We start from the raw sequence: 23044 nt of genomic DNA, 5'->3' as shown, positions 1-23044 counted from the left end.
AAACTTATTTGAAATGAAATAGTGATTGATCTGAGGCACAAAAGAGCAGATGATGAAAGCAGTGGTTATTACAGTATTCTTTACACAATTTTATCTTTCAGCGCTAAAGCAACAGCCTCTGTACCAGAGTGTACATGCAGCTTGGCATACACGCTGGTAACATGAGATTTTACAGTATCTGTAGCCACAAATAATTCTGCCGCTATCATTTTATAACTTTTACCCTGTACCAGCAATTGCAATACTTTTTTTTCCTGTGCAGTAAGGTTATATTCTTTTGCAGGCGCAGCAGGTTGTAAATTATGTTTAAACAATTCTATTACCCTTCGGGCAATACCGGGTGTCATGGGTGATCCGCCAGACTGCACATCTTTGATGGCTTCTATATATCCCTCCGGTGTTGTTGATTTTAAAATATAACCCGATGCACCTGCGCAGATAGCATTGAAAATATGTTCGTCTTCAAAAAAAATAGTTTGTATCAGGATATCTATTTTTGGAAAATGTTCTTTCACCAGTTTCGTGGCGGCTATGCCATTCATGCCGGGCATTTCAATATCCATCAATACTATATCGCTGGGGTACACTTCAAGGTTGGTAACAATATTGCGGCAATCGGGCCATGCACCTGTGCAAATAAAACCATCGGTATAGTTCAGCAGGAGTTCAAATGTTTCCCGCAGGTGTTTATTATCTTCAAAAATGGCTACCCGTATCAAGATATTAATTTTTACAAAGGTTTAAAATTTAAAACGCCCAGCAATAGCGAAAAGGGGTGAATATTATAAGGTAAGGGGCATAATTAACTTTACAGTAGTTCCTATTCCCGGTGCAGCATCAATAGTTAGTTTACCGCCAACACTTGCTGCCCGGGTTTGAATATTCTCCAGTCCGTTCCCTTTTAATACAGTACCTATATCAAACCCTTTTCCTTCATCTTTTACAATCATCGTAAGCACATTATTTCCATTAGCTGCTGACACATCAATTTTTTCAGTACCTGAATATTTAACGGCATTGTTCAATGCTTCTTTAAAAATGAGGTACATATTTTTCCGCTGCTCCATTGTCAGGTCTTTTGTTTCCAACTTATCTAATTGCAGCGTAAGGGCAATATTTTTTGCACCACATATTTCATAGGCAAATCGTTCCATTCGTTGTTTCAGGTTGCTGCCTTCTGCTGGCTCGGGTTTAATGGTCCATACCAGGTCACTCATTTTTTCCATGGTTTCTTTGGCGTTGGTACTCATTTTTTCCAAAATACTTTTCTGCAATGTTTCATTGCCTTGTTTTGTTGCCATTTGGCTTAGCATATTAATACTGCTGAGGGAACTGCCTACTTCATCATGCAGGTCGGCAGCTATCTGGTTGCGGAGTTCCAGTTCTTTCATCCGCTGTTTTAATTTATTGCGGTTTAAAAGCAACCAAATTGCTGCTAATGAAAGCAGGGCAATAAATGCAGAACCAAATATAAGCAACCGTTGTTTTTGTAATTTTTGCTGCTGTAATTCTTTATTTTTATTGAGCACAGTAATCTCCCTTTCTTTTTCTTTCACATCAAAGGATGCCTGTTGCTTTGCTGTTTCAATGGAGAATTGTTGTTTTACAAGGCTGTCTTTTAAAGTTGTGCTTATCTCTAAAAATTCCAACCCTTTTGTGCTGTTACCATTTTTTAAATAGGCAGTGGCCAGTGTATATGTAATGATCTGCTCTCTCAGTAAATCCGTTTCTGGTTTTATCAATTCGTACCCTTTAAGCCCATATTCAATGCTTTTTTGAAAACGGTTTTGTTCCAACTCTAAAGTGCTAAGGTTGGTATAGCACACAGCCTGCTGGCTCGTATTTTCAGCTTGTCTGGCATAGTTAAGGCTGGTAATGAATGCAGTTTCCGACTCTTTGTAATTTTTTAGTTTTGCTAAAGCTTCTCCCATTTCGCTATAGTAAGCCGAAAGGTTATTTATATCTTCCAGACTGTCGGCAATCACAATAGCTTTTTTGATCCAATCAATAGCTTTTTCTAGTTGATTTAGTTGCATTAGTATAGCCCCCCGTTCAGAATAATTCATAGCAACCATTTGCTTGTTTTTGGTAAAACTCAAATGATAGTCAGATTTATCCAATGCTGCTAATGCCTTATCGTATTGTTTTAAATCGAGGTAGATGCCATTCATTATGCTGTAAATACGGCCCAGGCCATCATTGTTTTTTATTTTTTCAGCATAAACAATAGCAGTATCGCAATCTTTTAAGGCAGCAGGATAATTTTGAAGATTCGTAAATACATCAGCCCTGTTTAAATAAGCCAGTGTAAGCCGTTTTATATTACCGGCTTTTACAGCATAAAAAACAGCCTTGTTAATATACACTAAGGCTGAATCATATTTTGCGTTTAATGAAAATGCATATGACGTAGCATTGTTACATTTTTCCAATCCACTTATAAAACCTAATTTTTCTGATAGCAGAATGCCGTTTTTAAAATATGGCATTGCTTTAAATGGCTCCTGGTAAAGGATAGATGCTCCCGTTTTCCAGTACAGGTTTACTTTATTGGTGTCTTCTGCCGATTTATTTAACAGTCGAACAAGAGAATCCATTTCAGGGTTTTGTGCAGTAACGGCAACAAAAAAAAATAAGATTAGCAAAAGAGATAAGGCGATAGGTTTAAACATATACTAAATTTACAAAATTGTAGTTTAAGTAGAAATGTTTTATTATTTGCTGCCGCAACTATAGCCATAAAGATAAATGTTGTACCGTTACGCTGCAATGCATTGCCCTCAATCTCCCCTTAATTCGCTATTGCCCTTTTTTGTTAGCGCAGCATCTTTGAGTAATTATTTAATTAATACAAATACCGGCCCTTGTTCAGTTTTCCAGCTATCACTAAGCTGTATTGTTTTTTTTGTTTTAAAGTTCATCAGGTAAATATCAAAACCTTTTCCTTCGTAAGTACTTTTATCCATTACCAGCCATTTACCATCGGCGCTCCAGTTGTGCCAGCCGCTGCTTAAGCTGTCACTAGTTATTTGCTTTGTATAAGTTGCCTGCCAATGTTTTTTAAGATCGGGAACAACAGTGTAAATCTGTGTTTGATTATTTTGTTTAGAAAGGTAACTGATGAATTTGTATTTGCTGTTCCATTGTGGTGGGCCAGCATGGTATTCGTACCAGGCGGTAGTAGTATCTGATTTAGGAAAATAAGTAAGCTGCAATTTATCCTCCCCTAATTGTATAGTACCGTCTGCATTTTCTTTCAGGCTGAATTTCCATAACTCATCAGGCACAGTTTTTCTTACTGTTTTATCGGGTCGGTATGCCATCACTATTTCATTTTCACCAGGTATAAACATCGGGTCTCTTTTTGTTGACAGGGTATCATTAGTTATTTGTATGTAAGAACCGTTATTTAGATTTATTAAAAATAACTGATTTCTTAATTTACCCGTTCTGCCCAGCACTATCATTTCGGTACCTTTTTTTCTGCTGCTCATCCAGCTATCTTCCAATTGCAAATTGCTTAGTTTTTTTACATTGTTGCCTTCGGTATTCATACTGTATAAAAAATAGCAGCGAAGGCAAGTATCTCTGTCGCTGATGAAAAAAAGTTTGTCCTCATAAGCATGATAAATCCATTCTACCCCTGCTGTGTTGGTAATATTTTTTTTACCGCTGCCATCCATGTTCATGATGTAGATGTCGTAGTTGTCTTTGGCCGTATCCTCCAAAACATTGTAGGCAATTTTATAATTATTTTTTTGAGCAGAAGCATAACCTGCAATGGCTATTGTAAAAAAGAGCAGGAAAATATATTTACACAGTATCATTTTATAAAATTATTTGCTCAGGTATTTGTTAGGAATATTTTGTGGTGTGTAATCAATATTATTTTTGTGCTTTAATAATATAGCAACAATATTTGCTGTTGTACTTTCCTCTCTGTGCATTTGCGGCAACAAACCCATCATGGCATAACTCAATGGATTAACAGCAGGGATAAATGTTTCCCATTCATAGCCTTTGCCCCATATTAGCCCGGTAACTGTTATTTCTAAATCAGCTTTTAAAGAAAGTAAATACTCCATCATATCTGCTGATTGATTACCGTTTTGATTAACGGTATGAAATATGGGGGTTTGGACTCCAAATCCAAATTCATCAATACCAGCAGTTGCATTAATAGCTGCACCAAACTTAACCAGCAGTTTTGCACATTGCAAATGATTAAACTCTGCACAAATATGCAGCAGCGTTACTTTGTGCAGCGGTGTATAAGCACAGCGTAAAGAATATGTTTTGGAAACAATTGATTTATCAATGTTGATTTGCTCCATTAATAGTTCAGCATCATCCATCAATACTGCCAGCAATGCTTTATCAGCAAACTGTAATCCATGGCTGGTAAAAATTTTTACACATTCTTTAAAATCAGGAGAACGGGTGTATTCGCTGGTTAATTCATAAATAAGCGGAATGCCGTTATATAAATCATTGGGGTTTACACCATTTGCAAAGCAATTAGTAATGCCTGCAGCATTGTGTAATTCAATATGAACAATTATTTCATCTAAATAATTCATTTTGCTATAATAAAAATAGTGTTGCTTTTTAGTTCTGCCACCAAATTATCTTTATCTGTTCATGTTTTTTTCATACACTTCAATCCATTTTTCCACGGTTATTTTACTGCACAGTTCTCCAATTAACTTGTAAGGGATATTCTCCGGTTTTTTAAAACGCATACAGCTTTTACCCATATCCAGTTTTCCCAAACCGGTTTTTGCATATTCATCTGTAAACCATTTTAGCAATTTAGGGTCGGCATAAATACCCATGTGATAAAAGTTAATGCTGTTTTTTTGCGAAGCCATGCCTGCAAAGGGCAGCGGATCTTTTGGGTTGCAATGATAGCCTGCCGGATAAATGGAATGTGGTACACAATAACCCATCATACCATAACCCATAACTTCTTTAAAGCCTTTGGGTAAATTTTTTTTAATTACATCACGCAGTTTTTTCATTGCTGCCTGCCTGTCTGCAGGAATTTCTTTTAAGTACAGTTCTACAGTTGTTGCTTTTGATTGCATGGTGAAAATTTAGAAATTCAAAATACGAAAAAATTCGGGCCATGGTCCCATCTCTTCTTTATACTGTTTTGCCATTACCCTTGTTATTTGTGCAATATGCGTAAGGTCGTGTACTACCCAGGTAGATAATAAATGCCGCAGCGTTACATCTCCCAATACCGGGTGCATCCCTTTTTTATCCAAATCGGTTTCAGTTAACTGTAAAGATTTAAACCAAATTATATTCTCTTTTCGTATGGCTGCAAATTCAGTTAACAGTTGTTGTAAAGATTTGTTTTTACTTTCTTCGTACATGGCAACACGGTTCCAGCGTTCAAAGGTTTTTGTGTTACCAAATTCAAGAATCATTTTTGCCCTTGCCGTCCAGTCAGTTTTTTCGCCGTGTATTAAATGGCCAACAACATCGTAAGGCGAAAATGTTTCGGGGCCTTCGTTATTCATTACCCAATCATCGGTTAAGCCTGCAAGCAATGCGGTAAGTACAGCGGGTGTACGTTCTAAAATTTCTATAGCCTGTTCTTTACTGTATTTCATTTTGCAATTGCTTTTTAAAATAAAAATTTTGTCGTTTTTTACTTTCGTCATTACCATCATCTATATAAGCATGTAACGAATCGGCAGTTACCAGTTTATAAACAATACGCTTAGGGAAATCGTGTGCCTGATTTTCAAAAACAAAAATATTATTTTCGGCTTTGGTCATTTTAAAAGCAATGGGTTGTTTGTTATTTTGTTCTTCTACAGTAGAGGTATAAAAAATTCCACCGGCAGTATTTGTTAAGGCTACTCTTTCGTTAATAATGGTATCAGCACCTTTTAATGTGTAGCCTTTGTTTTGCAGATAATTTTTATCCACTTTTTTCCATTCTTCATAAACAGCGCCCCGTTTAGTTGTCATCTTCCATGTACCCTGTAAACCATATAATTTTTTAAATACTTTTTTATTATCTGCACCCAAAAAAGCAGATAAACTAAAAATGATAACAATGGCCAATAGCAGCTTATTCATTTTTTTTTATTTTTTCCTGCCTTTGCCTTCAAGGCACTGCGGGCAATTTTATTATACTCCAACGCCAGCTGAAGCCAGTAGTCTAATTTCTTTTTTGTATTTAATGCTGCTATATCCACAAATACATAACCCTTCATTATTTTTCCTGTAAAGTCCATTGGCATGCAGCCTTCTTTTTCCATTACTTCATCATACTTTACAGGGTCAAGCCTTACCATCAATCTTTCTTTTTCTACTCCCACACACATTTTGCTGTTTACCATAAAACATAAACCGCCAAACATTTTTTTCTCTTCGGTTATGTTATGCGTTAAGCAAATAATTTCTCTTACCCGGTCTGCTAATTTTTCGTTGTAAGCCATGGTTAAGCATTTAATACATTTTGTAATGCTGTATTTTTATTGCGTAAATCAATGCCGCCTTCTAATAAAGATTTTAAGTTAGCTAAATAAAACGTCCACCCGGTTTTACAACCCAGGTGATAATATTGCCTTCCCTGTTCATCATCAGGAATATTTTCCTGCAGCAGTTCAACAATATTTTCTGTTCCCTCTTTTTTTATTGTAACGGAACAGGTGCCCGCTTTACCAAAACTGAATTTTAAAAAATCTTTTCCATTGCATTGCATTATATCGCCGTACTCCACTGTATCATCTGTCCAGCCATGCCACAGCCATTTATATTTATCGCCTTTTTGCACCAGTTCATCATTTTCTCTTACACTATTATCATGCTTTTTGTATTCGCTCAGGCGTAAAAACCAATACTCCATACCTTGCCTTGTTGCCCAGCACCAGTACAATTTTTCGGCAGTGGCATTTACATTTATCCTTACAATAAAATTGCTCCAGTTATAACTACTCATAATAGTTTGTTTTAACTTTTATAATTATTGTTTGCTCTCCATAGCAAAAGCTTTATTAAAATTTTCTTCGTCAGCATCTTTACCCGTATCAGCATCTACCAGTATTTTCCAGGTGCTGTTTTCTTTTTGCAGCACTACAAAAAATCTTCCGTAATAAATTATTGGCGCTTTTGCCTGCTGCATTACAGTGCCTTTATAATAACCGCTTTCCCATGCCTGTGTTCCATTACTTATGCGTTTATCAAAACGCAATTCGAATAAACGATCGGCATTTTTTTTCGTTTTTACAGCGTTGGTATCTGCAACCGGAAAATAGTTTTCATAATTCTTTATACTATTACCGTCTATCTCTACCCTTGCTATTTTTTTACTGTGCACACTGCTGAAGCCTGCAGTATTATTTGAAATAAAGTGTTTGATGAAAGGTTTCCAGACCTGTTCATTAATTTCTTTTACCCATTTCAAACTGTCGGACTGGGCACTGGCATTTAAAAAAAATAAAACGGCAACGGTTAGGAGCTGAATCTTTTTCATTTTAAATATTTTTCCGGAACATTATGCAAAGCAATGCGGTTACCTTCTGTATCTATAAAAACTCCCATGTCGCCATAGTCCGGGCTTATTTCCATCCTTGGTACAATAACTTTACCTCCTGCCGCTTCTACTTTATCCAGCACAATGCGTAAATCGGGGTTGCCGTTTAAATAGATTAATGGCCCGTCGGTTGCAGAAGGTTTATGAAAACCGCCGGTATCCACAATGGCGCCACCAACTCCTTTCATTGGGTCATCCAATGGAAACATCCGCATTTTCATATTCGGCATATCAATAGCCGTCATTGTAAAACCAAAAATAGTTTCGTAAAACTTTTGTGCCCTGCTAATGTCTGTTGCCGGTATTTCAAACCAGCTGATTGCGTTATCCATTTTTTTATTTTTAAGTGATGATGAATTTTATTCGGGCATATTTTGTTTTTGCCATTCTGTAAATACATTAATTAAACTGTCGCTTAATGCTGGCTTTTTATTTTTCCATGGCATAAACTTATCATCGGTGTGGGGCAATTTTATCCGGTTAATAATTTCAGCAATATTTGTTTTTACATCAGCATATGTATTTAATGCCTGCTTTCTTCCATCAGGAGGAAAATGGCAGGGTGTGCATCTTGCCTGCATAACAGGCAATACATCTTTTCCAAACGAAACCTCAGGTGTTTTTACTGCTGTGGTTTTTTTACTGCTGCCGCAATTTTGCAAAATCATCAGGCAGCAAAAGCCTGCTGTAATTAAAATTATTTTTTTCATAATTATTGTTTTTAAAATGAAACATAATTTTTACTGGCTTACATAAAGTTTACTGTTGCAGCTGTCCTTTTTTACTTTATTCTGCCATTCGCTCATGCCAAATTCCATATTGCTTACTTTGATAAAACCTTTTTGCATTAAAATATAACTTGCCATGGGGCTTCGGTGGCTATGACTGCAATACACAATTATTTGTTTACTTTTATAATTGTTTAATTCTGCGGCTCTTTTTTCTAATTCCTGTACAGGGATATTTACAGCTCCGGCAAGTTTACCAAATTTATCTGTAGCTGTACCATTAAATTCTTCGGATGTACGAACATCTAACAATACAATATTTTCTCTGCCAATACCTGCAATAAAATTACAAAGGGCTGCAGGATTTATATTTTTAATATCCACTGTTTTTTTATCAACCAAATCCATCATACAACTATTACACCTGCCCGGTGCTTTATACATTGCCGTATCACAGTTTCTGCCGCAAGGCATACATACATATCTCACTTCAGGTAATGCAATTTGTTTTACATTACTGTTTGCATTACTGCAAGCTGCAATAATAAAAACCTGGCTTATCAAAACCAGCACTGTACCCGATAAATTTTTCATTTTTATTGATTGATATCTTTCCCTTCTTTCAATTTTACAATATTTCCTTCTACTTGTTTTTTAGCTGCATCGCTTGGTGCCTGTGCCATTGCTTTTTCTGCATGTTTCAAAGCATTTTTAAAATCGGCTTTGGCCGAATAGCCACTCATTAAACCATTGTTTACACCAAACATATCGCCATATCTTTTTTTAGAAGCTAAAAATATTTCCATTGCTTTGTCGGCTCTTTTTTGTGTAATTAACTGGCGGCCATAAGCCGTGTATTGATTGGCTGTTGCAATCAGTAATGCTTCATTCATAGTAGAATCTGCTTCGGGCAAACGATTTAATTTTTCATATGCCGTTGCAAGATTACGAAGTGTGATAAAAGTTTTTTGTCCGCCAATACCATCAATGGCTTTTTTGCTCCATACCAATGCTTCTTCTAAATTAATATTTTTTGTAAAGCAGTATTGCGTTGCTGATAAAATAAGTGCTGGTGTAAAACCTTTGCGGCTGGTTAATTCGTCACGTAATTTTGCCAATACTATATTATCTACATCAACCTCTACCTTAAATGGTACCAAAAGCTTTTCCCACTGCATGGAAATTACACAATACTTTTCTTTATGTTCTATAAACTCATACTTTAAATACTCCACGCTTTTATCTAAAGCAACAGGTTTTACATTTACCCGTAAAGCATCATACTTTTCTTCGTAATAAAAACTTCCCCAGGCTTCTGTTTGAGTATTAAAAATCAGGGTGGCATTATCGGCACCCATTGCCATGTGTAAACTATATGTTCCAGCTTTTAACTGCTGGCCTTCTATTTTTACATCATGCTCAAAAGTTATAACAGTGTTTTCGTTTGCTCCTGCACGCCATGGCGAAGTATTTTTGTTGGTGATAAAACTTGGTGTGGTAAAACCATTAGTAACCAGGTTTCCATCGCCCCAAATCTTTCCTTCTCTTTTATTTACATCGGGCCGGCTGTATTTAATAGTAATAGATGTAATACCCACCTCTTCGCTAATGGTAGCACGGGGATTATTAGCACCAGGGGGCATATCTAATTGTGCAAAAGAATGGGCGGCAATAAAAATTATTGCAATAAGCAGGTGTAGTTTTTTCATTTTATTTTGTTTTAAACAGGTAAATTTTTATTTATTTAAGTTTGATACAAATATTTCTTAGCATAGAATTTTACAATATTATCTACCCTTTCTCTTTTCTTCTGTATTCCAAATCGTATTCAGTACTCCAGCTTACACCGTTATCTTTACTTATTTCTCCATGCTGCCTTAATTTATTGTGGCTTAAATTTGTAAAAGTCATTTTACGAATAGCCATAGTGTCTTTGCTGAAATTAAATGGTGTAGAAGAGTAAATGATCTGGTTGTTCTCAAATTTTCCCTGCAGGTATTCGTTGGTGCCACCTGCATTATCAACCCAGGTTTGCTGCCATTGTTTAGTAGCGGCATTGTAAGTGTTAAAACTTTTTCCTGCATAGCGCAAGCCACTTTGTACTGATGCACTAGTCCATTCTTCTAAAATAATACAGCTGTCGAGTATCACACTTATCTTGCTGTCGCCCGCTTTTTTTCCGTTTATGCCAAATGCTTCCCACTCACCAATCCAAAAATCAAACTGCCGGTAAACAACATTACTGCACGGAAGTTTTTGTGCCTGTAAAATATTGGCATAGCAGGCAACAGCAATGAGCAGTATAAATTTTTTCATACAGTTATTTTTTTATACAGGACAATTATATAACACCAAATGTTTCTTTACTTATCCGCCAATGCTTCCGTTTATCCATTACTTATTTAGTGACTGCATTCAGCATTTTTTCATACATCTCGTCATTGGCTTCCCACAATTCCACTCGGTTACCTTCGCCATCAAGTATATGTACAAACTTTCCGTATTCGTAAATTTCCATCTGGTCAACAATGGTTACGCCTTCTTCTTTTAATATTTTAATCAGCGCTTCCAAATCATCTACCCGGTAATTTATCATGTACTGCTGGCTGGCATCGCCAAAATAATCCGTCTCTTTTTCAAAAGGGCTCCATGCCGAAAAGCCTTTCTTTTCTTTTTCATCGCTGTGCCGCCATTCAAAACTGGTTCCAAATTTATCCATTACCAAACCCAAATGTTTGGCATACCATTCTCTTTGAGCATCAGGATTTGTACATTTAAAAAACACACCGCCAACAGAAGTAACTCTTTTCATATTTTATTTTTCAAATTAGGCAACTTATCCCGTGTTTGCAATAATAATTTTATAAGCGGCGATTCAGCCTTTTATTTTTTCCATAAAAATTTATTTTACTGCTGTTTACATTTTATTAACAAGATACTTGTGTAATCCGGTTGGCAAATTCATCTTATCAGCAAATTCAACTGTTATGTTTTTATCAACCCGGCTTAAGGATGCCCGTTATTTTCAAATATTATTTCAAACTGTTTTTTTAAGTTATGGCATTTTTTATTTACACTGGAATAACGAGAGCTGGTTATATGCCACGTATTTTATTACAAGCCTTATTACACAATTGATTGCTGAGTTTTTTTTGGGAAGAAAAAATACACCTTTTCTGCAAAGATTTAAAAATGGTATTCCCTCTGTTTTAATATCATCTTTTGGCTTAAGCCTGTTATTAAAAACTAATTTTTTGTGGGTAGCAATATTTGCTTCAGTTGTATCTATTCTTTCAAAATATATTATACGCATTAAGGGTAAACATATTTTTAATCCATCGGCACTGGGTATTATTGCTGCAATTTTTTTAACCGGTAAAGCATGGATAAGCCCCGGCCAATGGGGAAGCGGAATAGTTTTACTTTTTGGGGTTTGCTGCTTTGGGTTTATTGTAGTTAGTAAAGTACAAAAGCTGGATGTTACACTTGCTTTTCTTATAACATTTGCAGGATTAATTTTTATCAGGCAAATAATTTATCTCGGCTGGCCGATAGATCATTTTATTCAATCCATAAGTACAGGGAGTTTATTGTTGTTTTCTTTTTTTATGATCACCGATCCTAAAACAACACCTGATCATTCCATTGCAAGAATTGTTTGGTGCATGGCCATTGCAGCGGTTGCTTTTTATTTAACCACATTTAAGTTTATGAATGGTGCACCTGTATTGGTGCTGGTGCTGGCTCAACCGTTAGTGCCTGTAATTGACCGGTTATTTAAAGCAAAAAAGTTTGAGTGGGTCACCACCACAAAATATACTTCCCAGGAAAATGATTTTTTAAATATCATTTATTCTAAATCAATCATGTAATTAATCAACGCTAAAAAAATAAATTATGAAACGTAAACTATTGATTATTGGTGCAGCCTTTGTTGCAGCGCCGCTTATAATGTCTTTCTGCGGTTTTTATGTAAGCAAGGCAGATGGCACATTAAAAAATAAAACATCGCAGGTAATTTTAGTACGTGATGGTAATAAAACGGTTATTACCATGTACAACGATTTTAAAGGCGACACAAAAGATTTTGCCATGGTGGTGCCTGTGCCGGTAGTGTTGAGGAAAGATGATATTAAAGTGGTGGACCAAAGTATTTTTCAAAAACTTAATGATTACAGTGCACCAAGGCTTGTGGAGTATTGGGATGAGAACCCATGCAATAATTATGATAAAGAAGATAATGTGCAGAGAAAATCAATGACTGCAAGTACACAGGAGGTTAAAGCAGAGGCAATAAGAGGAAAAGTGGCTGGCGTAAAAATTGAAGCCCAATATTTAGTTGGCGAATACGATATTTTAATTTTATCTGCCAAAGAAAGTGGCGATCTGAAAAAATGGCTGAACGAAAATGGTTATAAAATTCCTGCGAATGCAGAAGAAGTATTAGAACCATATATAAAAAGCAACCTTAAATTTTTTGTGGTTAAAGTAAATGAAAAAGAAAAGAAAAAATTAAACAGTAATTTTCTCCGCCCTATTCAAATAAATTTTAACTCGCCAAAATTTATGCTGCCCATTCGTTTAGGAATGGCCAATGCCGATGGCGACCAGGATTTAATTGTGTATGCCTTTACCCGTAAAGGAAGAATAGAATGCACCAATTACCGCAACACCAATATTACCACCGATAAAAATGTACCGTTGTTTGTACAAAAAAACTTTGGTGCTTTTTATGGTAATCTTTTCACCCATCAATGGAATAACGAAGATAAGAGTGTAGCTTTTTTAGAATATGCCTGGAATGTTACACCCATTAACCAAATGAAATGCGACCCCTGCGTAGGCAACCCGCCAACCGAACAAGATTTAGTGCAGAGCGGCGTTTGGTGGCTTGGCGGCAAAGACTGGAGCGATTACAGCGATGTGGACAATGAAGAAACTGATAATGGCAGTAAAAATGTACACTTTACCCGGATGCATTTTCGGTACAACAGAAAATCGTTTGCACAGGATTTAATGTTTCAGGTTACTCCAAACACACAAAACTTTCAGGCAAGATATATTATTACACATCCTGCTACAGGCAATTTTAATTGCGATGCCGGTAAAAAATATTTACAGGATTTAAAGCAAAGAAGAAAAAAAGAATTGATACAGCTTACTGCATTAACCGGTACTAATATTAATAACTGGCAGGATGATGCTGCGGCAGTAAATGATGAGGAAGATGTGGCTGAAGTGCAATACCAAACATTATTGCCAGAGGTAAAAAATGATATGGACAAAGAAAAAAGTTTACCCGGTGCAATGATTTTATTAAGTGCTGTATTATTGGGCGGTGCAGGATTTATGAGGTGGAAAGGATTTGTGTAACCCCTATCCCCTAAAGGGGTAAAATAGTTGGATATACAGGTTTTGGTTTTAAGCATTTCCGTTTTTACGGAAGTGCTTTTTTTATTTTTTTTGTTAGAAGAAAAAATTGGGGGTATTTCAAATTGCCCTAAAGCATCGGGCCAGACAGCAAATTTTAACGCTGAGAAAATGAGAAAAGGAGTTATCGCAGAGATTCTCAGCGTAAACTCTGATATCTCAGAATCTCTGCGTTGAAAAAAATATTGCGACAATTTTGAAATGCACTCGAAAAATTTGAATGATTCACATGGTTCTTATAATATTGCATCTGTACAATTACACTTACCAATGGAAAGGGCATTGATTGAAGAAAAGCGTTTTGAAGAAATAAATTTTTCAGCAACTGCATTTGCAGAAGGCGATTATGAAAACTGTGCATTTATAAACTGTAATTTTTCAAACTGTAATTTATCCGGCACCAATTTTTGGGAATGTACATTTACCGATTGCAATATGAGTATGGCAAAACTCACAAAAACTGCTTTCAGGGATGGTGTATTTACAGGCTGTAAATTATTAGGCCTGCATTTTGAACATTCTAACGATTTTTTATTTGCAGCCAGCTTCGATAATTGCATTTTAAACTTATCGTCTTTTTACAAACTGAAAATTAAAAAAACCTGCTTCAAAAATTCAACACTGCATGAAGTGGATTTTTCAGCAACAGATTTATCGGCAGCGCTTTTTGCTAACTGCGATTTAAGCGGTGCAATATTTGATAATACCATTTTAGAAAAAGCAGATTTTCGTACCGCATACAATTACTCCATTAACCCCGAAATAAATAAAATAAAAAAAGCAAAGTTTTCTGTTGCAGGCATTGCAGGGCTTTTAGATAAATATGATATTGTTATTGAATAAATACCTTTTAATATAGGGTGCATTCCAAATTGTTGTTAAAGCATCAGGCCATGCAGCAAATTTTAACGCAAAGAAAATGAGAAAAGGAGTTATCGCAGAGCTTCTCAGCGTAAACTCTGCCATCTCATTTTCTCTGCGTTGAAAAAAATATTGCGACAATTTGAAATGCCCCATTGATAAAACAGTTGTACTGCTTTTAAATAAAACGGTGTAATTTGCAAATACAAAAATTAGTTACAATGTTAAAAATATACGCCGTTGCCTTTATTACAGTTGTTGCATTTTTTTCCTGCGATAATGGAAAAGACAAAGTGGTAATAGATCAATCTTTAGTAATGCCGGCATCTGAAAATAAAACCACAACGGCTGTGCCTGCAGATGCAGCATTGCAAAATACAATTAATGCTCAACAGGTTGCTGCTGCTCCAAATACAGCAATATTACCTGCCACTAATAATATAAATCTTACTACACAAAGTAGAACTACGGCACAACCTCCAGTAACTGTAACTACACCAACTGCTCAACAAATTGTTGCTCCCGGCATGAATCCTGCACACGGGCAACCCGGCCACCGCTGCGATATTAGTGTTGGCGCACCTTTAAACAGTAAGCCTGCAGCACAAAATAATGTACCGGCCACCGTTAGTACAGCTCCGGCACAGGCTCCGGTAAATGTAAGTACACCAACTGCTCAACAAACTGTTGCTCCGGGTATGAACCCAGCACATGGCCAACCAGGCCACCGCTGCGATATTTCAGTTGGTGCGCCACTTAACAGCAAGCCTGTTGCTGCTGCCCCACAGGTAACAACAACACCTGTTAATTTTACACCAGCAAAAACCGACAGCAGTAAAAATTAAAATGCAGTTACTAAAAGTTTAGCTGCAATTATTAATTTGTAGTTTTGATTTAAAAAAATGAGCAAGTATAATACATTCCTCACTTTATTTATTGTTGCAGTTATTGCAGGAATTTTTTTTATGGGGTTTTACATAAAAGGGATTTTTACGTTTGTTGCACATGTGCACCAAAACCCCAACCCCAATCCTTTTGAAATGTTAAGCACCATATTTAGCGGGCCGGTTATTATTTCTTTGGCTGTAGCATTACTCAGCAGTTTAGCCAGCCGCATAGCCGGAATTGTATTGGTTGTAAAAAGTAAAACTGTTTCCGATGGCGAAAAAGCCATTTGGATAATTGGTTTTGTACTGATGAGTTTTATTACTTCTATTGTTTTTTTAATTATGGCAAAGGGTAAAAAATTTGTGGAGTAATTTTTTAGCCGACTTAAATGCTTCGGCTGCAGCAGCATTAACTGTAATGCTTGCCGTATAATCTTACTTTTTTATTGTTGTTGTTATTTCATTAATTCTTCTTTTTCAAAAAACTTGTACAGTAATATCAATGGTTTGATGTAAGTTTCTTTTCATTCTCCGTTTGCGGCTTGTCTTTTCCGTTAGGTTTTCCTTTGCCTGCAGTAATAAGGCTGCGTAAACTGTTTTGTATATAATTTGTCCATGAATCCCTGCAGATGTCGTAACATTCATATTCAGCAACCAGGCCCAGGTGAGTAAAATGCATTTGTGTTTTGCCTTCTTTTTCTTCAATTTCAAAAATAATTTTTGTGCCTGTCCATTCGCTTTTGTCTTTCGTGAATTTAAAATAATTGTCCTTCACTAACCAAACCACTTTTTTGTTTGGAATGAACTCTGTTATTTTCATTTTGCTTCGATGCACATCTTCATAGTGATAGTTAAACTCAGCATTGAGTTTGTCAGTGCTGCCTTCAATTTGTTCACTCCACCATCCACGAACATTATTGATGGCATTGAATACTTTTTCCGGTGCTTGATCTACCAGTATAGTTGTGGTAAAATCTGGTGCAGTTTTTTTCATAATTTTTATTTTTTTATTTAAATTGATGATTACTTTATTTAATAAGCACAAATTGCCCATGGTGGTATGCCAGGTGGCTTGTTCTGGTAATGATGATGTTTAGTTTATTGCGATGTGGTTCTTTAGCAAAATCTTCGGCAGAAACTGCTGTATGTTTTTGAAACCATTCTTCAGGCTGCAGGCTGTCAAATTTTTGTTTTAATATTTCATTCTGTTTGCTCCAGCATGCTCTTAATGCTGCCGCCGAAGGAATATCGTTCACCGTTTTATCCGGCGATTTAATAAAAGGCTCATTTAACTCCGGGTAAAGTTTATCTCCCAATCCCAATAATACCAGCATATCATCATGCACTGCTATCATGTGTCCTAACAAATATATTCCCCTGTTTTTACCGGGTGCAATTTCGTGTTGCAACTGCTCATCGGTAAGTGCGTTAAGGGAGGCATCAAAATTTTTTAGCAGCGCATACCATCTGTCAAATATCATTTTAAGTGTTGTTGCTGTTGTGTTCATTTTATTTGTTTTAAGTGAAATGTTTTTTTCAGATACAAATGTATTGTCTTAAACAGAAACAAAAGGGGTGTAAAATAGACTTTGTAGTGGGTTGATTTGGACAAAGCGAATTTGTAGCTTTGTAAAAAATTATTTATGAAACATCTTACCATAATAGTTCCTGAGGGAGAGAATAATTTAAGCAGCATTGTAGGTGCTTATAAAATATTTACAAGGGCCAATGCTTACTTTAAAGAAATGCGTAAAAAAGAATTATTTAAAATTGAATTGGCGGGCATTTCAAAACATGTGGAATTTTATGAAGGCTTGTTTACCGTAAAGCCACACACCAATATTGCTGCCCTAAAAAAAACTGATCTCATTATTATTCCATCATTAAATCATAATTATCAAAAAGCGGTAAAGGAAAACCAATTGCTTATCGACTGGATTGAACAACAATATAAACACGGTGCCCAAATAGCAAGCATTTGTACCGGTGCATTTATGCTGGCATCATCGGGTTTGCTCGATGGAAAAAGTTGCTCAACACATTGGGCGGCTGCAGATAATTTTAGAACCATGTTTCCCAAAGTAAATTTACAAACTGATAAATTAATTACAGATGAAAATGGAATTTATACCAATGGTGGTGCTTATTCTTTTTTAAACCTGATGATCTATTTGGTAGAAAAATATTACGACAGGCAAACAGCTATTTTTTGTTCCAAAGTATTTCAGATTGAAATGGACAGGAACAGCCAATCGGCATTTACCATATTTACAGGGCAAAAACTGCACGGCGATGAAATGGTAAAAAAAGCACAGGCTTATATTGAAAGTAAACTGGATGAAAAAATATCTGTAGATCATTTGTCTTCCAAATTTGCTGTGGGCAGGCGAAACTTTGACCGAAGATTTATAAAAGCTACCGGCAATACGCCTGTTGAATATTCGCAACGGGTAAAAATTGAATCGGCAAAAAAAGTATTTGAAAACAGCCGCAAAACAGTTAACGAAGTAATGTACGAAGTGGGTTATTCGGATATAAAAGCTTTTCGTGAAGTGTTTAGAAAAATTACTGGCATGTCGCCGTTGGAATATAGAGGGAAGTATAATAAGGAGGCGGTGGTTTAAAACGGTGGTGGAGAAAGAAGGGTGGTTTATAAAAGAAGAAAAATTTGATCGATAAATAGTATTTTTTTTGCTTCGCTGGCACAGTTTATCACAAAAGCATTCGAACATTCTTGTATAAGTAACTTTCATTGAAAGGAGATTGAAACGATGTTAGGCAAAGCTATTATACTCTTCAATAAGTTTATCAAAGCTGATATTTTGTGTTTGCAAGTTTCCGGGTGCACCAATTTTACTCATATAATTCCATTTAGCTTTTTTATCAATTATAAGCGGATTAATAGGCTCACTTAATGGATAAACTTGTCTGCTAAATAGTTTAAGGAATTTTTCTTCATAAATTTCAAAGTCGAGGCACGGAAATTTCATTTTAAGGTTGTAGTCATAGTCCCACAGGTAAAGAACCTTGTCGGTGTCATATTCAATGATGAATAATTCACCTTCGTCCTCAAACTCTTTAGATACTGCTATTCTTTTTGCATTTATAATGCAAGTCTCTACTGTCCCAATCGCTATAAAGCTGTTAAGCTCATTTGCAAATATTTTAAAATTTTTTCTGCTTTTATAAATTTCATAGGGCATAAAAATAATAAAGCTATAAGCAAATATAACAATTGTCCCCAGTGGAAGAACCCAAAAGCTTTCTTTGTTAATATTCGCTAAGTATGTGAAGCTGATTGCCAAAAGACCTGCAATGAAAAAGTGATAATACTTTATTTTGCTTCCACTTTCTTTATCCTTCTTTTTTTTCAGAGTCTTTAAAAGTCGCTGTTCGTGAGGGTATAATTGTCTTGTCTTAAATGAAATATCCATATTAGCAGAATATAGTTATAATTGAGCTATGACATAAATATAGTTTTGCTGAAATACAAAAAAATTATTTTATAATTTTAAAGAAACTCAAAATAGTTCTCGTCATTACTGAATCTCTTGTTGTGTAATTTGTTTTAGATAAATGAAAATTTACAAAAATATCTTTATCGAACATGTACAGACTTTATCTCAGCAGTTTACAAACTACCTTATGTTAAAATAAAAGCTCAACTGTGAAATCCTGCCTAAACAGAAAATTATACCCATGGCATCAAGTCCAATTTTTAAGTTTGTTAAAAGCATCAATTAATCTTTCGCAGTCAAAACCAATTAAAGGACTAGTCTTTACCCAATATTGCTTTCTTCTTGCTTCTAAATTTTGTAAAGAATTATCATCGTCGATAATTAAAAAATTTTTGACTGGCTCATGATCTAAAAAAGCATTTATTTCAGCAAGCCTTTCTTTACCTCCAGTACCTTGCGGAATAAAGCCTTCAAGCTTTTTTACAACTTTTCTATTTTTAAATATTTCATTGAATTCGCTTAATGTTTTATTATTCCTTCTAGATGATGTTAACCATATTTCTGCTGTGACATTTTTAATTAGTGTATTAAAATTTTCTAGCAATTTCTCATTAAAATCTGAATAACCATCTATATGAATTAAATCTTGTTTCCAAGAAGGCGTAATTATTAATACTCCATCGAGGTCTAATAAAATTACGCTTTTCATAAAAATAATTTGTTTTGCAAATAAATTTCCCCCTCAATTATTTTCATCATAAATATCTACGCTGCAATAAAAGTTCCCCATGATATGCCGTTGAAAGGATTGATTCTTCATTCTTTTTACTTAAAAGAAAGAATAACAGAACAAGTTCGCAACGATGATGCCATGAAAATAAAAAGCTGGTATAAAAAAATAATTCCTCCTCAAACGTAAAACCCAATTACAAATTCCCAATTACAAATCCCTATTTCACCTCCTCCACCCATTTATCCCTGTCATCCGGGCTAAATTTCCAGGGGGCAAAATTGTTTTCTATGCTGTTGTACATGGCGTTCCATTCCTGCGGTGCATTGCTGTCTTCCATAATAAGGGAGCGGCGCAGTTCTATAATAATATCTAAAGGAGAGATAGAGACAGGGCATTCTTCCACACAGGCATTGCAGGTGGTGCAGGCACGCAATTCTTCGGTGGTAATATAATCGTTAAGCAATTGTTTGCCGTCGGGTTTAAATTCACCATTGGTGTTTATATTTTTTCCAACTTCGTGTAACCTGTCACGGGTGTCCATCATTATTTTGCGTGGGCTCAGCAGTTTGCCGGTAAGGTTGGCGGGGCAGGCGGCACTGCAGCGGCCGCATTCGGTACAGCTGTAGGCATCTAATAAACTTTTCCAGCTTAAATCAAAAATATCTTTGGCGCCAAATTTTTGCGGTGGTGCATCGCCGGCGGGGGCAAGCTCCGGCTGCATCATGTACTTTACTTCGTTTTGTACATTTTGCATGTTATCTATTTTGCCCTGCACCTCCAGCTTTGCATACCAGGCATTGGGGAAGGCGAGCATAATATGCAGGTGTTTGCTGTAAGGCAAATAATTTAAAAAAGCTAAAATGCCAATAATATGCAGCCACCAGCAACTGCGTTCAAAAATAATTAAACTGCTTTCGCTCATACCACTGAATATTGGCGCTATCATTCCCGAAAAAATAAAATTGCCGGTATTGTGATAATGTTCGCTGCCTTGTATTTGTAAAGCCCTGTCGGTACTGTTCATAGTAAGAAACAGTGTCATTAAAATAATTTCGGTTATTAAAATATAGTTGGCATCGCTCCTTGGCCAGCCATTTAAATCTTTACTTATAAAACGTTTTAGTTTAATGATATTTCTTCTTACTAAAAAAATAACACATACCGCAATTACACCAACGGCCAGTATTTCAAAAAAGTTTATTAAGAAAGTATAAAAGCTACCGAGAAAAGGAAAGAATAAACGGTGAGTACCGAGTATGCCGTCTAAAATAATTTCCAATACTTCGGCATTAATAATGATGAAGCCTGCATAAATAACAAAATGCATTACCGCTACCAGCGGGTTACGAAACATTTTTTTTTGGCCGAAAGCAAGCAGCAATAAATTTTTCCAGCGCAGGGGTTTGTTATCGGTAAGGTCTTCCTCTTTACCCAATAAAATATTGCGGCGTATCTGCATTATGTTTTTTGCAAAAAGCCAAACAGCAAAACCTAAGCTGGCAATAAAAAGTATTTGTAAAACGATAGCCATAAGCAATGATTATACACAAAGTAAACGAATTACACGAATTGCACGAATTATTTGCGTCTGAAAGTTCGTGCAATTCGTGTAATTTTATTTTAATTGTTGAACAGGATGTGATTTTTATTTTTAATTAGTGTATAATGGATAACAAAAAATATATTTTAACCGCTGCCGTTGCCGAAAAAAAACTGCGGCGCATGGCGTTGGAAATTGCAGAACGCAATTATAACGAACCGCAACTTATTTTAATTGGTATTAAAGAACAGGGCAGTGTTATTGCAAAAAAGATTAGCGGTTACCTTAAAGCAAATTTTAAAGGCGAAGTAATTGTAATTGAACTGGGCATTGATAAAAAGAAACCTGCTGCCGTTACGTTAAGCACTGCAATGGATTTCAATGATAAGGCCATAATATTAATTGATGATGTGGCCAACAGTGGCCGTACCATGCTGTATGCTTTAAAACCTTTGCTGGAGCAGTGTCCTAAAAAAATACAAACGCTGGCGCTGGTGGAGCGTACGCACAAAACTTTTCCGGTTAGTGTAGATTATGTGGGCTTTTCTGTTTCTACTACTTTAGATGAACATATTTATGTGGAAGAAAAAGATGGAGAAATTTTAGGTGCATGGATAGAAACGCATTGAAATACGTTTGTAATTACACCTCAATTCAATAAAAAAATTAGCCTCATCATTCACTCTTCCAGGTATTGTTTGCAAAATTCATATCCGGAAAAACTTTGGCTTCATCAATTGTTACGTCCATTAATTCTTCGGTAGTAGGTAATTTAACTTTAAACACAGCGGTGTTGTTCCAAATTTCAACAGGCAATTTCAACGTTCCTTTTACACCGCTTTTGGTTTGGTAACTTATATTTACAGGCATAGCCATTTCGTCTAAATTAGCAATGGTAACAATGGCACCATTGGCCGCAATGTCTTTATCGTATTTTACCGAAACAATAGCCTGATCGAGCCGGTAGTTTTCTAAAAACCATTCTTTCCAAAACCAGCTTAAATCTTCTCCTGCTGCATTTTCCATTGTTCTAAAAAAATCCCATGGCGTGGGGTGTTTAAATGCCCAGCGGTTAATGTACGTTCTAAAAGCATAATCAAAACGGTCGGCGCCCAGTATTTCGTTACGCAATAACTCCAACCCGTAGCCGGGTTTAAAATATAATGCAATACCAATATTAGCTTCCTTCATGGCATCGGGTGTTAACAGTACAGGTTCGGTTTTTTCGCCAAACATATAAGCGGCCATGCCATCCATTTTCGCAGGTGGGTTTTTATATTCGCCACTATTAAAATCATCATCTGCCAGCGAATTAATGAATGTGTTAAACCCTTCGTCCATCCAGCCATACCTTCTTTCGTTGCTGCCTACAATCATAGGAAACCAGGTGTGCCCAAACTCATGATCGGTAACACCAAACAAACCTTCGGTAGTTGCCGTGCTGCCGCAAAAAACAATACCGGGATATTCCATACCGCCAACATTACTGGCAACATTTGTTGCAACCGGGTAGGGATATTCGTACCAGCGCTTACTGTAATTTTCAATACTGCCTTTTATATATTCTGTCGATCTGCCCCATGCTTTTGTACCATTACTCTCGGCGGGGTACACACTCATAGCCAAACATGGTTCGCCACTGGGTAAATTTATTTTAGCCGCATCCCATATAAAACTTTTGCTGCTTGCCCAGGCCACATCACGTGCATTGTTTATTTTAAAACGCCAGGTAAGTGTAGCCCCTGCCGGCCTTGATGCAGGGTCGGTAACTTCTGCTTCGGTGCGTATCATTACGGTTTTGTCGCTTTGTTTTGCCTGCGCCATACGGCTTAGCTGTGTGGTAGTAAGTACT

General features: G+C 36.1%; 29 protein-coding genes. 7 read left to right on the top strand and 22 right to left on the bottom strand.

The window, feature by feature from the left end; all coding sequences use genetic code 11:
* Nucleotides 1–80: 80 nt before the first annotated feature.
* The 16 genes from ACY651_RS02410 to ACY651_RS02335 all read right to left on the bottom strand — a co-directional run bounded on the left by ACY651_RS02410 (nt 81) and on the right by ACY651_RS02335 (nt 11095).
* Nucleotides 81–719: a response regulator gene (locus ACY651_RS02410; RefSeq protein WP_462249350.1), complete on the bottom strand. Its 639-nt coding sequence runs from the start codon at nt 717–719 to the stop codon at nt 81–83.
* Between the two features lie 63 nt (nt 720–782).
* Complete coding sequence (locus ACY651_RS02405) at nt 783–2672, bottom strand: tetratricopeptide repeat-containing sensor histidine kinase (protein ID WP_462249348.1); 1890 nt, start codon at nt 2670–2672, stop codon at nt 783–785.
* A 165-nt stretch (nt 2673–2837) separates the two neighbouring features.
* Nucleotides 2838–3827 carry a hypothetical protein gene (locus ACY651_RS02400; protein ID WP_462249346.1) on the bottom strand — a complete coding sequence of 330 codons (990 nt, stop codon included), beginning with the start codon at nt 3825–3827 and terminating at the stop codon, nt 2838–2840.
* 9 nt (nt 3828–3836) lie between these two features.
* On the bottom strand, nt 3837–4580 hold the full coding sequence (locus ACY651_RS02395; protein ID WP_462249344.1) for a hypothetical protein: 744 nt from the start codon (nt 4578–4580) through the stop codon (nt 3837–3839).
* Between the two features lie 51 nt (nt 4581–4631).
* Nucleotides 4632–5087, bottom strand: coding sequence for a DUF1801 domain-containing protein (locus tag ACY651_RS02390; RefSeq protein WP_462249342.1), 456 nt, complete (start codon nt 5085–5087; stop codon nt 4632–4634).
* 9 nt (nt 5088–5096) lie between these two features.
* Nucleotides 5097–5621: a DinB family protein gene (locus tag ACY651_RS02385; protein WP_462249340.1), complete on the bottom strand. Its 525-nt coding sequence runs from the start codon at nt 5619–5621 to the stop codon at nt 5097–5099.
* Entirely contained in the window at nt 5608–6096 is a 489-nt protein-coding gene (locus tag ACY651_RS02380; protein ID WP_462249338.1) for a DUF6265 family protein, read from the bottom strand. Before ACY651_RS02380 ends, ACY651_RS02385 begins: the two co-directional genes overlap by 14 nt.
* Complete coding sequence (locus tag ACY651_RS02375; protein WP_462249336.1) at nt 6093–6458, bottom strand: TfoX/Sxy family protein; 366 nt, start codon at nt 6456–6458, stop codon at nt 6093–6095. The genes ACY651_RS02380 and ACY651_RS02375 overlap by 4 nt, the downstream gene beginning before the upstream one ends.
* Nucleotides 6459–6460: 2 nt before the next feature.
* Nucleotides 6461–6961, bottom strand: coding sequence for an SRPBCC family protein (locus ACY651_RS02370; protein ID WP_462249334.1), 501 nt, complete (start codon nt 6959–6961; stop codon nt 6461–6463).
* 24 nt (nt 6962–6985) lie between these two features.
* Complete coding sequence (locus tag ACY651_RS02365; RefSeq protein ID WP_462249332.1) at nt 6986–7495, bottom strand: hypothetical protein; 510 nt, start codon at nt 7493–7495, stop codon at nt 6986–6988.
* Nucleotides 7492–7887 carry a VOC family protein gene (locus ACY651_RS02360; RefSeq protein ID WP_462249330.1) on the bottom strand — a complete coding sequence of 132 codons (396 nt, stop codon included), beginning with the start codon at nt 7885–7887 and terminating at the stop codon, nt 7492–7494. Before ACY651_RS02360 ends, ACY651_RS02365 begins: the two co-directional genes overlap by 4 nt.
* A gap of 27 nt (nt 7888–7914) precedes the next feature.
* Nucleotides 7915–8265 (bottom strand): hypothetical protein, encoded by a 351-nt coding sequence (locus ACY651_RS02355; protein WP_462249328.1) that lies wholly within the window; start codon nt 8263–8265, stop codon nt 7915–7917.
* A gap of 30 nt (nt 8266–8295) precedes the next feature.
* Complete coding sequence (locus tag ACY651_RS02350) at nt 8296–8877, bottom strand: rhodanese-like domain-containing protein (protein WP_462249326.1); 582 nt, start codon at nt 8875–8877, stop codon at nt 8296–8298.
* Nucleotides 8878–8879: 2 nt separating this feature from the next.
* Nucleotides 8880–9992: a DUF2911 domain-containing protein gene (locus ACY651_RS02345; RefSeq protein ID WP_462249324.1), complete on the bottom strand. Its 1113-nt coding sequence runs from the start codon at nt 9990–9992 to the stop codon at nt 8880–8882.
* A gap of 82 nt (nt 9993–10074) precedes the next feature.
* Nucleotides 10075–10599, bottom strand: a complete 525-nt coding sequence (locus ACY651_RS02340; protein WP_462249322.1) for a hypothetical protein — start codon at nt 10597–10599, stop codon at nt 10075–10077.
* A gap of 82 nt (nt 10600–10681) precedes the next feature.
* Nucleotides 10682–11095 carry a VOC family protein gene (locus ACY651_RS02335; protein ID WP_462249320.1) on the bottom strand — a complete coding sequence of 138 codons (414 nt, stop codon included), beginning with the start codon at nt 11093–11095 and terminating at the stop codon, nt 10682–10684.
* A 175-nt stretch (nt 11096–11270) separates the two neighbouring features.
* Here ACY651_RS02335 and ACY651_RS02330 point away from each other — a divergent pair, with 175 nt between their 5' ends.
* The 5 genes from ACY651_RS02330 to ACY651_RS02310 all read left to right on the top strand — a co-directional run bounded on the left by ACY651_RS02330 (nt 11271) and on the right by ACY651_RS02310 (nt 15833).
* On the top strand, nt 11271–12155 hold the full coding sequence (locus tag ACY651_RS02330; RefSeq protein WP_462249318.1) for an RnfABCDGE type electron transport complex subunit D: 885 nt from the start codon (nt 11271–11273) through the stop codon (nt 12153–12155).
* A 25-nt stretch (nt 12156–12180) separates the two neighbouring features.
* The gene (locus ACY651_RS02325) at nt 12181–13656 is read left to right on the top strand and encodes a DUF2330 domain-containing protein (RefSeq protein ID WP_462249316.1); all 1476 of its coding nucleotides are present in this window, start codon (nt 12181–12183) and stop codon (nt 13654–13656) included.
* 273 nt (nt 13657–13929) lie between these two features.
* Nucleotides 13930–14556: a pentapeptide repeat-containing protein gene (locus ACY651_RS02320; RefSeq protein ID WP_462249314.1), complete on the top strand. Its 627-nt coding sequence runs from the start codon at nt 13930–13932 to the stop codon at nt 14554–14556.
* Between the two features lie 239 nt (nt 14557–14795).
* Nucleotides 14796–15419 carry a hypothetical protein gene (locus ACY651_RS02315; RefSeq protein ID WP_462249312.1) on the top strand — a complete coding sequence of 208 codons (624 nt, stop codon included), beginning with the start codon at nt 14796–14798 and terminating at the stop codon, nt 15417–15419.
* A 57-nt stretch (nt 15420–15476) separates the two neighbouring features.
* Nucleotides 15477–15833, top strand: coding sequence for a hypothetical protein (locus ACY651_RS02310; protein ID WP_462249310.1), 357 nt, complete (start codon nt 15477–15479; stop codon nt 15831–15833).
* A gap of 127 nt (nt 15834–15960) precedes the next feature.
* Here ACY651_RS02310 and ACY651_RS02305 read toward each other — a convergent pair whose 3' ends face one another.
* Nucleotides 15961–16455 (bottom strand): SRPBCC family protein, encoded by a 495-nt coding sequence (locus ACY651_RS02305; protein WP_462249308.1) that lies wholly within the window; start codon nt 16453–16455, stop codon nt 15961–15963.
* 34 nt (nt 16456–16489) lie between these two features.
* Nucleotides 16490–16969, bottom strand: a complete 480-nt coding sequence (locus ACY651_RS02300; protein ID WP_462249306.1) for a DinB family protein — start codon at nt 16967–16969, stop codon at nt 16490–16492.
* 135 nt (nt 16970–17104) lie between these two features.
* Here ACY651_RS02300 and ACY651_RS02295 point away from each other — a divergent pair, with 135 nt between their 5' ends.
* Complete coding sequence (locus ACY651_RS02295) at nt 17105–18085, top strand: GlxA family transcriptional regulator (protein WP_462249304.1); 981 nt, start codon at nt 17105–17107, stop codon at nt 18083–18085.
* A gap of 150 nt (nt 18086–18235) precedes the next feature.
* Here the strand turns inward: ACY651_RS02295 and ACY651_RS02290 are convergent, their stop codons facing one another.
* From ACY651_RS02290 to ACY651_RS02280, 3 genes are all read right to left on the bottom strand, one after another.
* Nucleotides 18236–18895, bottom strand: a complete 660-nt coding sequence (locus tag ACY651_RS02290; RefSeq protein ID WP_462249302.1) for a hypothetical protein — start codon at nt 18893–18895, stop codon at nt 18236–18238.
* A 271-nt stretch (nt 18896–19166) separates the two neighbouring features.
* Nucleotides 19167–19628, bottom strand: coding sequence for an HAD domain-containing protein (locus tag ACY651_RS02285; protein ID WP_462249300.1), 462 nt, complete (start codon nt 19626–19628; stop codon nt 19167–19169).
* Nucleotides 19629–19869: 241 nt separating this feature from the next.
* Nucleotides 19870–21183: a 4Fe-4S dicluster domain-containing protein gene (locus ACY651_RS02280; protein WP_462249298.1), complete on the bottom strand. Its 1314-nt coding sequence runs from the start codon at nt 21181–21183 to the stop codon at nt 19870–19872.
* Nucleotides 21184–21317: 134 nt separating this feature from the next.
* Between ACY651_RS02280 and ACY651_RS02275 the strand changes: the two genes are divergently transcribed.
* Complete coding sequence (locus ACY651_RS02275; RefSeq protein WP_462249296.1) at nt 21318–21821, top strand: phosphoribosyltransferase family protein; 504 nt, start codon at nt 21318–21320, stop codon at nt 21819–21821.
* A 46-nt stretch (nt 21822–21867) separates the two neighbouring features.
* Here the strand turns inward: ACY651_RS02275 and ACY651_RS02270 are convergent.
* Nucleotides 21868–23044, bottom strand: a 1177-nt coding sequence (locus ACY651_RS02270) for a M1 family aminopeptidase (RefSeq protein WP_462249294.1), incomplete at its 5' end; no start/stop codon positions are given.

It is taken from the genome of Ferruginibacter sp. (assembly GCF_031391665.1).
GTDB lineage: Bacteria > Bacteroidota > Bacteroidia > Chitinophagales > Chitinophagaceae > Ferruginibacter.
The sequence above is the reverse complement of the archived record's forward strand: the minus strand, read 5'-3'. Positions and strand labels throughout refer to the sequence as shown.

What these genes read in the sequence shown, in the direction of transcription:
- ACY651_RS02405 (WP_462249348.1), bottom strand. Translation starts at nt 2,672, where the DNA reads ATGTTTAAACCTATCGCCTTATCTCTTTTGCTAATCTTATTTTTTTTT.
- ACY651_RS02400 (WP_462249346.1), bottom strand. Translation starts at nt 3,827, where the DNA reads ATGATACTGTGTAAATATATTTTCCTGCTCTTTTTTACAATAGCCATT.
- ACY651_RS02395 (WP_462249344.1), bottom strand. Translation starts at nt 4,580, where the DNA reads ATGAATTATTTAGATGAAATAATTGTTCATATTGAATTACACAATGCT.
- ACY651_RS02390 (WP_462249342.1), bottom strand. Translation starts at nt 5,087, where the DNA reads ATGCAATCAAAAGCAACAACTGTAGAACTGTACTTAAAAGAAATTCCT.
- ACY651_RS02385 (WP_462249340.1), bottom strand. Translation starts at nt 5,621, where the DNA reads ATGAAATACAGTAAAGAACAGGCTATAGAAATTTTAGAACGTACACCC.
- ACY651_RS02380 (WP_462249338.1), bottom strand. Translation starts at nt 6,096, where the DNA reads ATGAATAAGCTGCTATTGGCCATTGTTATCATTTTTAGTTTATCTGCT.
- ACY651_RS02375 (WP_462249336.1), bottom strand. Translation starts at nt 6,458, where the DNA reads ATGGCTTACAACGAAAAATTAGCAGACCGGGTAAGAGAAATTATTTGC.
- ACY651_RS02370 (WP_462249334.1), bottom strand. Translation starts at nt 6,961, where the DNA reads ATGAGTAGTTATAACTGGAGCAATTTTATTGTAAGGATAAATGTAAAT.
- ACY651_RS02365 (WP_462249332.1), bottom strand. Translation starts at nt 7,495, where the DNA reads ATGAAAAAGATTCAGCTCCTAACCGTTGCCGTTTTATTTTTTTTAAAT.
- ACY651_RS02360 (WP_462249330.1), bottom strand. Translation starts at nt 7,887, where the DNA reads ATGGATAACGCAATCAGCTGGTTTGAAATACCGGCAACAGACATTAGC.
- ACY651_RS02355 (WP_462249328.1), bottom strand. Translation starts at nt 8,265, where the DNA reads ATGAAAAAAATAATTTTAATTACAGCAGGCTTTTGCTGCCTGATGATT.
- ACY651_RS02350 (WP_462249326.1), bottom strand. Translation starts at nt 8,877, where the DNA reads ATGAAAAATTTATCGGGTACAGTGCTGGTTTTGATAAGCCAGGTTTTT.
- ACY651_RS02345 (WP_462249324.1), bottom strand. Translation starts at nt 9,992, where the DNA reads ATGAAAAAACTACACCTGCTTATTGCAATAATTTTTATTGCCGCCCAT.
- ACY651_RS02340 (WP_462249322.1), bottom strand. Translation starts at nt 10,599, where the DNA reads ATGAAAAAATTTATACTGCTCATTGCTGTTGCCTGCTATGCCAATATT.
- ACY651_RS02335 (WP_462249320.1), bottom strand. Translation starts at nt 11,095, where the DNA reads ATGAAAAGAGTTACTTCTGTTGGCGGTGTGTTTTTTAAATGTACAAAT.
- ACY651_RS02330 (WP_462249318.1), top strand. Translation starts at nt 11,271, where the DNA reads ATGTTTTTATCAACCCGGCTTAAGGATGCCCGTTATTTTCAAATATTA.
- ACY651_RS02325 (WP_462249316.1), top strand. Translation starts at nt 12,181, where the DNA reads ATGAAACGTAAACTATTGATTATTGGTGCAGCCTTTGTTGCAGCGCCG.
- ACY651_RS02315 (WP_462249312.1), top strand. Translation starts at nt 14,796, where the DNA reads ATGTTAAAAATATACGCCGTTGCCTTTATTACAGTTGTTGCATTTTTT.
- ACY651_RS02310 (WP_462249310.1), top strand. Translation starts at nt 15,477, where the DNA reads ATGAGCAAGTATAATACATTCCTCACTTTATTTATTGTTGCAGTTATT.
- ACY651_RS02305 (WP_462249308.1), bottom strand. Translation starts at nt 16,455, where the DNA reads ATGAAAAAAACTGCACCAGATTTTACCACAACTATACTGGTAGATCAA.
- ACY651_RS02300 (WP_462249306.1), bottom strand. Translation starts at nt 16,969, where the DNA reads ATGAACACAACAGCAACAACACTTAAAATGATATTTGACAGATGGTAT.
- ACY651_RS02295 (WP_462249304.1), top strand. Translation starts at nt 17,105, where the DNA reads ATGAAACATCTTACCATAATAGTTCCTGAGGGAGAGAATAATTTAAGC.
- ACY651_RS02290 (WP_462249302.1), bottom strand. Translation starts at nt 18,895, where the DNA reads ATGGATATTTCATTTAAGACAAGACAATTATACCCTCACGAACAGCGA.
- ACY651_RS02285 (WP_462249300.1), bottom strand. Translation starts at nt 19,628, where the DNA reads ATGAAAAGCGTAATTTTATTAGACCTCGATGGAGTATTAATAATTACG.
- ACY651_RS02280 (WP_462249298.1), bottom strand. Translation starts at nt 21,183, where the DNA reads ATGGCTATCGTTTTACAAATACTTTTTATTGCCAGCTTAGGTTTTGCT.
- ACY651_RS02275 (WP_462249296.1), top strand. Translation starts at nt 21,318, where the DNA reads ATGGATAACAAAAAATATATTTTAACCGCTGCCGTTGCCGAAAAAAAA.